Origin of the sequence: Streptomyces sp. NPDC057623, assembly GCF_042800355.1 — a bacterium.
In the GTDB taxonomy this organism is placed as follows: Bacteria; Actinomycetota; Actinomycetes; order Streptomycetales; family Streptomycetaceae; genus Streptomyces.
This window is the reverse complement of record NZ_JBHVGZ010000116.1, coordinates 10,701-19,088: the sequence shown is the minus strand read 5'-3', so window position 1 is coordinate 19,088 and position 8,388 is coordinate 10,701. Positions and strand designations below refer to the sequence as shown.

The window sequence follows — 8,388 nt, the reverse complement described above, 5'->3', positions numbered from 1 at the left end:
GGGCCCGGGGCTCACGGCTTCACCGGGTCGATGCCCCACTTGAACGCCGCGGACTTCGGCTACGTCGGGAGCTACAAGGTCTCGTACGACGGCGGGTCGGGCTACATCGACGAGAGCACCTCGATCATGAGCGACGACGGTCTGTTGTCCTGTGACCGGTTCCCCGAGTGCAGCGGGAGGGGACGGGCGGTGGGCCCAGCGGACCAGGTCGTGGCGGTTGGAGAACTGGGGCTTGTGCAGCACCGTCGAGGCGTCGAGGGTCAGTCGTTCACGGTCGGGACGACGGTGCCGGTCCTCGCCCAACCGGCGAGGAGACCGAGGGCCTGCCGCGCCGGGGAGTCTGGTTCGCGGGTGTAGGAGTTGAGGCGCAGTCCAGGATCGCACGAGTCTGTGAGAACAGGCCGCTGAACAGCACCTTCGATGAAACCCGCTCGACCGGGACGCACCGCGAAGGAAATCATGAGCGAGTGACGTCGACCGAAGCAGCAGCAATCGCTCTACAGGACCATGCCGCCCTCTGGAGTATGGGGGAAATCCGCGCGAGCGATGTCGTCCATGCCGCCTGTGATGCGCTTGTCGCCGGACTGGACACCCCCGGCCTCCGAATCCTCGCCGCCTGCACGCGCGCCGAGGCGGACTACGACGTCCACGACTTGCTTCCCGCAGCACTCGACGAACTCGGCCTCACGTTCTATCCGGTCGCCAGCGAGGCCGGCAAAGAAGCCGCCGCCCGAGCCCTCGCACGCCACATGCTCGCCGGCGAGCTCACGCCTCGGGAGTTCACTTTCCGGATTCACCAGCGCTACGGACATGAGCTGCCCCTGACCGAGCGGCTCGCTGAACTCGACGATGAGTACGACGTCCTCGAATACGGCGACAGAAGCATGGACCAAGTCGATGCCGAGGTCACGGCCGAAGCCCGCCACCTCGCGACCCACCCCACGGTTGCGGCCGAACGGGCTTCGGTTCCCCTGAACCCACGGGGCTCAACGGCCTCGGGGTACAGCGGTACAGCGGTACAGCGGTCAACGCTAAGCCGGTGATCATGGGATCGGGGCAGGTCGTGGGCTCGGGCCCATCAGTTCTCGGTGTTCGGGCGGGGCTGGCCTGGAGCCGTTCGCGGAGGTCGATCTCCTCGGGGGTGAGCGGGTCCTCGGGCCGACGGATGCGTACGGGCTTGGGCCGCAGCGGCAGGCCGTCGTCCGCCGCAGTGGCCTCGGCTTCGGCGAGCGTTCGAGCCGGCTCGCCAGCTCCTGCCGCGCGGCCCTCTCAGAAGTGCCGTACCGCGGGCGTGAGCCAGGGATCGCTGGCTCACGACCACCGCGGTACCGAAACCGCCTGAGGTGCAACGGCTCTGGGCCCTGGCCTCACTCCGAGAAGACCTGCTTGGCGACCGTGATCGCGGTCATGGCCTTGGGCCAGCCGGCATAGAAGGCGAGGTGGGTGATCGCCTCGATGAGCTCGGTCTCGGTGACGCCGTTTTCCTTGGCGCGTCCGAGGTGGAAGGCGAGCTGGTCGGCGTCGCCGCCTGCGATGAGGACGGCGACGGTGATCAGGCTTCGGTCGCGGGCGGCCAGCTCGGTGCGGTTCCACACGTCCTCGAACAGAACGTCGTCGGTGAGTTCGGCGAGCTTCGGGGAGAAGTCACCGAGCATGCGGCGTCCGCCGCCGAGCTGCTTCGGCTGGTCGGTCATGAGAATTCCTCTTCTTGGCCCGCAGGGGTCTGCGGGGCCGGTGCGTCAGCTGCTGCGGGGGCGGTTGTACTGCTCGTCGGTGACGGGCTCGTTCCAGGTGGTTTCGTCAGTGCCGTCGCCCTTGCCCTCCCACATGGCGATGTGCTCCATGAAGCGGCCGGGGGCGGCGCCGTGCCAGTGCTCCTCGTCCGGGGGGCAGGTGACGGTCTGTCCGGGGTGGGCCTCGAAGACGGTGCCGTCGCGGGTGCCGATCAGGGCCGTGCCGGAGACGACGTGGAGGGTCTGGCCCAGGACGTGGGAGTGCCAGTGGGTGCGGGCGCCGGGCGAGAAGCGGACCATGTTGACGCGCATCCGGGACGGCTCCTGGCCTGCGTAGATCACGTCGAACCAGACGTCGCCGGTGAACCAGGCGGCGGGGGCCTTGACGGTGTCCTGCTGCTTGACGAATTCCATGATCTTTCCTTCTGTTTCTGTGTGCGTGGGGCGGGTGGGGGTGGGTCAGACGGCGTCGTCGTGGGCGAGGCCGGAGCCCAGTTCACGGGAGGCGTCGACCTCCGCGAGGAGCTGCTTGGCCTTGCCTTCGACGGCGGCCAGGCAGTCGTCGCCTGCGATGAACCGCAGTGGCGGCTCGTCGAGGACCGCGACCTTGAGGAGGGCGTCGGCGAGCTTGGCGGGGTCGCCGGCCTGCTGTCCGTTCATCGATTCCCACACCCTCCTGGTGGCGGCGGTGCGCTCGGCGTAGTCGTCGAGAGACAGCTCCGCGTACGTCGTGGAGGCGTCCACCAGCAGCTCGGTGCGGAAGAAGCCGGGCTCCACGATCGTGGTCTTGATGCCGTACGGCTCGACATCGTGGTGCAGGGACTCCATAAAGCCCTCCACGCCGAACTTCGCCGTGGCGTAGGCGACGGTGAACTCGCCGCCCACCTGCCCCGCGAGGGAGGAGATCGTCATGACGTGCCCGGAGCGCCGGGCACGCATGATCGGCAGGACAGCGCGGGTGACGTTCATCGGACCGAACAGGTTCGTCTCGATCTGCGCCCGCACCTGACCTTCGGAGAGCTCCTCGAAGTAGCCGGCGTAGAAGTTCGCGGCGTTGTTGATCAGTACGTCGATCCGGCCGAACCTGTCGACGGCCGCACGGGTGGCCGCCCGGGCGGCGGCGGGGTCGGTGATGTCCAGGGCAGTGGCCAGCAGGTTGTCCTGCTCGCCGCTCAGGGCCTCGATGACGCCCTCGGGGCGGCGGCCGGTGGCCACGACCTGATGCCCGGCGGCCAGGGCCTGGCAGGCGATGTCGGCACCCAGGCCGCGGCCGGCGCCAGTGATGAAGAAGACCTTGCTCACGATGCGGTGCACTCCAAACGCGCGAGGGAGGACAGGTCAGCTCGTCACCGCCTGTGTCCAGAAGTGTTTTCAGGCGGCCGGTGCAGGGCCGGGCCTGGAGGGGCCGACGAGCACCGCCGACCGCCTGACCACCAGGAAACTCCAGGCCGAAGGGGTGAGGGAGGGCCTGCGCTGCCAGGTACTGACAGGGCCCCCCACACCCGCGCCGGCCCGCCTAGCCTGGAGGGCGTGAGTACCGAGAGCGACATCCGCGAGTTCCTGGCCTCCCGCCGCGCCAAGATCACCCCGCAGCAGGCCGGGCTGCCCGCCTACGGCGGCAACCGGCGCGTACCCGGGCTGCGCCGCGAGGAAGTCGCGATGCTCGCCGGCGTCAGCATCGACTACTACGTCCGCCTGGAGCGCGGCCACCTCGCCGGAGCCTCCGAGGAAGTCCTGGACGCCGTCGCGGGTGCCCTGCAGCTCGACGAGGCCGAACGCGCCCACCTCTACGACCTCGCCCGCGCCGTCGCCCGACGCCCCGCCCGCCGTACCAAACGCACCCGAGGCCCGCTCCCCGACAGCGTCCTGCGCGTCCTCGACGCCATGACGGACTCCCCGGTCTTCATCCGCAACGGCCGCCTCGACATCCTCGCCGTCAACCGCCTCGGCCGCGCCCTGTACTCCCCGCTGTTCACCGAGGGCGCGCCGCGTCCGGTGAACATCGCCCGCTTCCAGTTCCTGGACCCGAACGGCCGGGACTTCTTCCCCGACTGGGAGCAGTCCGTGAACACGACCGTGTCCCTGCTGCGCACCGAGGCCGGACGGGCTCCCGGCGACAGCGACCTGACCGGGCTCATCGGCGAACTCGTCACCCGCAGCGAGGAGTTCCGCACCGGGTGGGCCAAGCACAACGTGCGCCTGCACCACACTGGCCGCAAAGGCTTCCGGCACCCGGTCGTCGGCGAGATCACCCTCGACTTCGACGCCATGGAGCTGCCCGCACAGCCCGGCCTGACCCTGACCGCCTACAGCACCGGACCCGACACCCCGGCCCACGACGCACTGCGGCTGCTGGCCACCTGGGCCGCCACCGAGGACGCCTCCGCGACCGCGGACCCGGACCGCACCAGCAGCCACTGAACCGTGCCCATGCCCCCGGCCACCTGACCTCTCTCACCGCAAGGAGACGCCACCATGCACACCCGTATCCTCGGCCAGGGCCTTGAGGTATCGGCGATCGGCCTGGGTTGTATGGGCATGTCCCAGAGCTACGGCCCCAATCCCGGCAACCGGCAGGACATGATCGCCGTGATCCGTGGCGCCGTCGACCGCGGCGTCACCTTCTTCGACACCGCCGAGGTCTACGGCCCCTACACCAACGAAGAGCTCGTGGGCGAAGCACTCGCCCCTCTGCGCGACCAGGTCGTCATCGCGACCAAGTTCGGCTGGCGCATCGAAGACGGCAAGTCCGTCGGTCTCGACAGCCGGCCGGAGCAGATCAAGCGGGTGGCCGACGCCTCGCTGCGCCGGCTGCGCACGGACACGATCGACCTCTTCTACCAGCACCGGGTCGACCCCCACGTGCCGATCGAGGACGTCGCGGGCGCCGTCGCGGAGCTGGTACAGGCCGGCAAGGTGCGGTACTTCGGCCTGTCGGAGGCGGGCACCGCGACGATCCGCCGTGCGCACGCCGTCCACCCCGTGACAGCGGTACAGAGCGAGTACTCGCTGTGGACCCGCGACCCCGAACCCGAAGTCCTGCCCACACTCGCCGAACTCGGCATCGGATTCGTCCCCTTCAGCCCGCTCGGCAAGGGCTTCCTCACCGGCACCGTCGACACCACGACCGCGTTCACCGACGGCGACATCCGCACCACCATCCCACGGTTCGACCAGGACAACCTCGCCGCCAACCAGGCACTGATCGACCACGTCACCGCCCTGGCCCACGTGAAGAACGCCACCCCCGGACAGGTGGCCCTGGCCTGGCTGCTCGCCCAGCACCCGTCGATCGTGCCGATCCCCGGCACCCGCCGCATCACACGGGTGGAGGAGAACTCCGCCGCCACACAGCTCGCCCTGTCCGCCGACGAGCGGGCGGACCTGGACGCGCTGGCGGCCCGCATCGGCGTCCGCGGCGACCGCTACAACGAGATGCACATGAACCTGGTCGACCAGTAGACGGGCCACGCCCCAGTTGTGTTCCTCACCTCCGCAACCGTCAAGGACGAGCGATCGGTGCCCTCCTCGGTGACGAGAGTGCGGGGACGACAACGACGGCTCTCCTCGGACGGTTGACTGGCCCCGGCCACGCGTGGCTCTTGAGCGGAGCCCCACGATCGCAGGGCCCCGGCAGGTCAGCCGGCGCCTGTCCGAAGCCATGTCCGACCTGCTGGTGCAGGAGGAGAGCAGAGGGGGGCTGTCGACTGGGTTTCAGAACTTCCCCATGCGGATATTGCCGGCGATGTAGCGGAAGTAGGTGTCGTTGAGGGCGTCCTGCGTGTCGAGGCCGGTTGCCTGGTAGCCGGAGGGCTGGGCCCAGTTGACGTGGCGGCCGTACCAGTCGCAGACGATCTGTGCCTGCTGCTCGATCCCGAAGTCGGCGAACGCGGGTCCGGCGGAGCCGTATTCGTACGGGTGGCCGCCGACTTCGTTGGACCACTGGGCGGACAGTGCGTCGATGAGCAGGGACACCGAGAACGCGCTGCGGTGGATCTGCCAGGCGTGCACAAGCTCGTGGATGAAGATCTCGCCACGGGGGACGTTCTGGCCCGGTCGGCTCTGCTTGTGCGCGACCTTGTCGACGCCGAAGGAGAGCGGGTCGTCGAAGCCCTCCGCGCCCATGTTGATGAGGACCTTGCCGCGTACTCCCGGCACCGTGAAGGGCCTGGGGTAACCGGAGCTGCCCCGCGTGCCGACGGTGTCGGTGAGCAGGATGTCCTCGCGCGGCGGCAGCGTGCCGCCGAAGACGGTCGTATTGGCGAAGTCGTACTCCTCCTGGTGCAGTTCGCGGTAGCGGTGACCCACCTCGGCGATGGCCCCCGCGGCGATGGCGAGCAGGGAGTTGCTCGGCCCGGCCATCCACAGGACTCCCTCCAGTGCGACGGCGCCGGGTTCGAGGGAGCCGGTGGCGATGAGGGAGCCGATCTCGACGCCGATGAACACGACCACGCCGGTGACGGACCCGGCGACCGAGCCGCCGATGAACCACTTCAGCGCGAGGGAGACAACGCCTTCCAGGGTCTGGCCGATGTGACTGGTGTACTGCATGTTCATCGATGCCTGGGCGGTGGCGAAGTTCGCCAGGTGGGACAGCACCAGCTCGTTGACGGGGTGGATCTCCTCCCAGTCGTGGTCGCGGCTGCCGGAAGTGACGGTGCCGCCGACGCTGCCGTTGTGCGACAGCGCGATCAGATGGTCCCCGGAGCGTACGTAGAAGGCGACGCCGAAGTCGTAGCCGTCCGCGCCGCTGTCGTGGGCGTGGCCGTGCCACTGGATCTGCCCGTCGTAGCTGATGTTGACGCCGGCCCAGCCGCCGAGCGCGGCAGCGCCACCGCTCTCGATGGGCTGCTGGAACTTCAGGACGGCGACCGGGATGCGATGCCACCGCCGCCAACCGCCCGGCGCCCACATGGCGGTGTGGATCCCCGCGTCGGCGCCCACGCCGAAGACGTCCATGAAGTACACGCCGCCGATCGGGAAGGGGGCACGGGCGACCGCTGCCAGCGGTGTGCCCTGCGGCAGCGTGCCGTCACCGACCCGGAACCAGTCCCGCCACTGGCCGTCCCACCACCGGCCCCACAGTTCCCCGTTCGTGTCGACGCCGAAGACCTCCATGTGCGAGGACTCGCGGGAGACCGCCGTCACGGGCGCGCCGCCCGGGAAGGTGTGGCCCTCCAGGTGGTACCAGTCGTGCCAGTCGCCGTCCCACCAGGCGCCCCACACCTGACCGTCGCCGTCCACGGCCCAGATCTCCATGGCGTCGTCGTTACGGCTGACGGCGGTGATCCGGGTGCCCGGCGGGAACGTCTTGCCGGGCAGCTCGTACCAGTTGTGCCACTCGCCGTTCCACCACGCGCCGCGCACCACACCGTCCCCGCCGACGGCCCACACCTCCATGTGGTCCGAGTTCCGGCACAGCGCCGCGAGCGGGGCGCCCTTGGGGAACACGGCGCCGGGCAGCGTGAACCAGTCCCGCCAATCGCCGTGCCACCACACACTGTGTACGACGCCGTCGTCACCCACCACGAACACGTCCATGTAGTCCGGGCTGCGGGTGAGGGTGGCGACATGGGCGCGGGCCGGCAGGGCCTCCTGGCCGATCCGGAACCAGTCGTGCCACTCACCGTGCCACCAGGCACTCCACAGGCCGCCGTCCTCACCGACAGCGAAGATGTCCATCTGGTCGTCGTTGCGGGACTGGCCGGCGATCGGAGTGAGCGGGGGGAAGGTCTTGGTACCGACCTGGAAGTAGTCCTCCCACCGCTGGTTCCGCCACACGCTGTAGGCCCGTCCGTCCTCGCCGACGGCGAAGAGGTCGAGCTGCGACGGGTTACGGGACACACAGGCGATCGGCGCCTTGCGCGGAAACCGGTAGTCGCGGCCGAAGAGCGACAGGGCGCCGTAACGGCGGACACGGTCCGCCTCGGCCTGCGCGGCCTCGCCCTCGACGATCCGTCCACCCTGCTTCAGACGGGCGGCCAGGGTGCCCATCGCCCACACCAGGTTGTTTCGCCTGCCCTCGTTCGCGGGATCGGCCGCGGCGACACGGCGGTAGAGCTCGATGGCGGTCCGGGTGTGCGTGAGCATCTCGTCGAGCGGCAGATAGACCGAGGCGACCAGGTAGCGGCGGGCAAGGCCGGGGAGGAGATCGAGCTGCGCCCGCTCGACGAGCGTGACGCTGATGGTCAGGGACTCCCGGACGGTGGCCCGGGTGGCCTCCTGCCGCCCCACCCGCCACTGCCGGTGGGCCAGCCGGTCGGACAGCGCCCAGGCCAGCCAGCCGAGCGCTTCGGTGGAGTCCGGGGCGGAGGCCAGGAACTCCCGGTACGCGGCGACCGCCACCTCCGTCTCGGTGACGGACTCCTCACCGGGCAGATACTCGGCGGCCTCGGCGATCCGTTTGGCGAGCCCCCGCCGGTCGGACCGCCCGGTGTCGGCCAGCAGAACCCGGGTGAGCGCGATGCCCTCCCGAGCGGCGTCGGGGGGGGGGGGGGAGCACGGGGGGGGGGGGGTAAGAGGGGGGGGGGGGGGGGTGTGCCCTCTTTCCTCCCCCCCCCCGTTTGCCTCTTATGTGGCCCCCTCCCCCCCACCACACACCCCCCCCCCCCCCCCCACCACCGGCCCCCCCCCCGCCGCGGTCGCTCTGCGGGGA

8 protein-coding genes are annotated in these 8,388 nt (G+C 70.0%); 4 read left to right on the top strand and 4 right to left on the bottom strand.

The genetic code is table 11. The annotated features are described in order from the left end of the window. Both ACFU95_RS48590 and ACFU95_RS48585 read left to right on the top strand, forming a co-directional pair. On the top strand, positions 1 to 357 hold a 357-nt coding region (locus tag ACFU95_RS48590), incomplete at its 5' end, for a hypothetical protein (RefSeq protein ID WP_383843547.1). A gap of 110 nt (positions 358 to 467) precedes the next feature. Further along, complete coding sequence (locus tag ACFU95_RS48585) at positions 468 to 1,043, top strand: hypothetical protein (protein ID WP_383843544.1); 576 nt, start codon at positions 468 to 470, stop codon at positions 1,041 to 1,043. Positions 1,044 to 1,367: 324 nt separating this feature from the next. Here ACFU95_RS48585 and ACFU95_RS48580 read toward each other — a convergent pair whose 3' ends face one another. The 3 genes from ACFU95_RS48580 to ACFU95_RS48570 are packed head-to-tail and all read right to left on the bottom strand — an operon-like array spanning position 1,368 to position 3,035. Next, on the bottom strand, positions 1,368 to 1,694 hold the full coding sequence (locus ACFU95_RS48580) for a carboxymuconolactone decarboxylase family protein (protein WP_383843541.1): 327 nt from the start codon (positions 1,692 to 1,694) through the stop codon (positions 1,368 to 1,370). Between the two features lie 45 nt (positions 1,695 to 1,739). Continuing rightward, positions 1,740 to 2,147 carry a cupin domain-containing protein gene (locus ACFU95_RS48575; protein WP_383843538.1) on the bottom strand — a complete coding sequence of 136 codons (408 nt, stop codon included), beginning with the start codon at positions 2,145 to 2,147 and terminating at the stop codon, positions 1,740 to 1,742. Between the two features lie 45 nt (positions 2,148 to 2,192). Next, positions 2,193 to 3,035, bottom strand: a complete 843-nt coding sequence (locus ACFU95_RS48570; protein WP_383843535.1) for an SDR family NAD(P)-dependent oxidoreductase — start codon at positions 3,033 to 3,035, stop codon at positions 2,193 to 2,195. A 219-nt stretch (positions 3,036 to 3,254) separates the two neighbouring features. Here ACFU95_RS48570 and ACFU95_RS48565 point away from each other — a divergent pair, with 219 nt between their 5' ends. Then, positions 3,255 to 4,154 carry a helix-turn-helix transcriptional regulator gene (locus tag ACFU95_RS48565; protein ID WP_383843550.1) on the top strand — a complete coding sequence of 300 codons (900 nt, stop codon included), beginning with the start codon at positions 3,255 to 3,257 and terminating at the stop codon, positions 4,152 to 4,154. Positions 4,155 to 4,208: 54 nt separating this feature from the next. After that, positions 4,209 to 5,195, top strand: a complete 987-nt coding sequence (locus ACFU95_RS48560) for an aldo/keto reductase (protein ID WP_383843532.1) — start codon at positions 4,209 to 4,211, stop codon at positions 5,193 to 5,195. A 252-nt stretch (positions 5,196 to 5,447) separates the two neighbouring features. Here ACFU95_RS48560 and ACFU95_RS48555 read toward each other — a convergent pair whose 3' ends face one another. Next, positions 5,448 to 8,078: a hypothetical protein gene (locus tag ACFU95_RS48555; RefSeq protein WP_383843529.1), complete on the bottom strand. Its 2,631-nt coding sequence runs from the start codon at positions 8,076 to 8,078 to the stop codon at positions 5,448 to 5,450. Positions 8,079 to 8,388 lie beyond the last annotated feature (310 nt).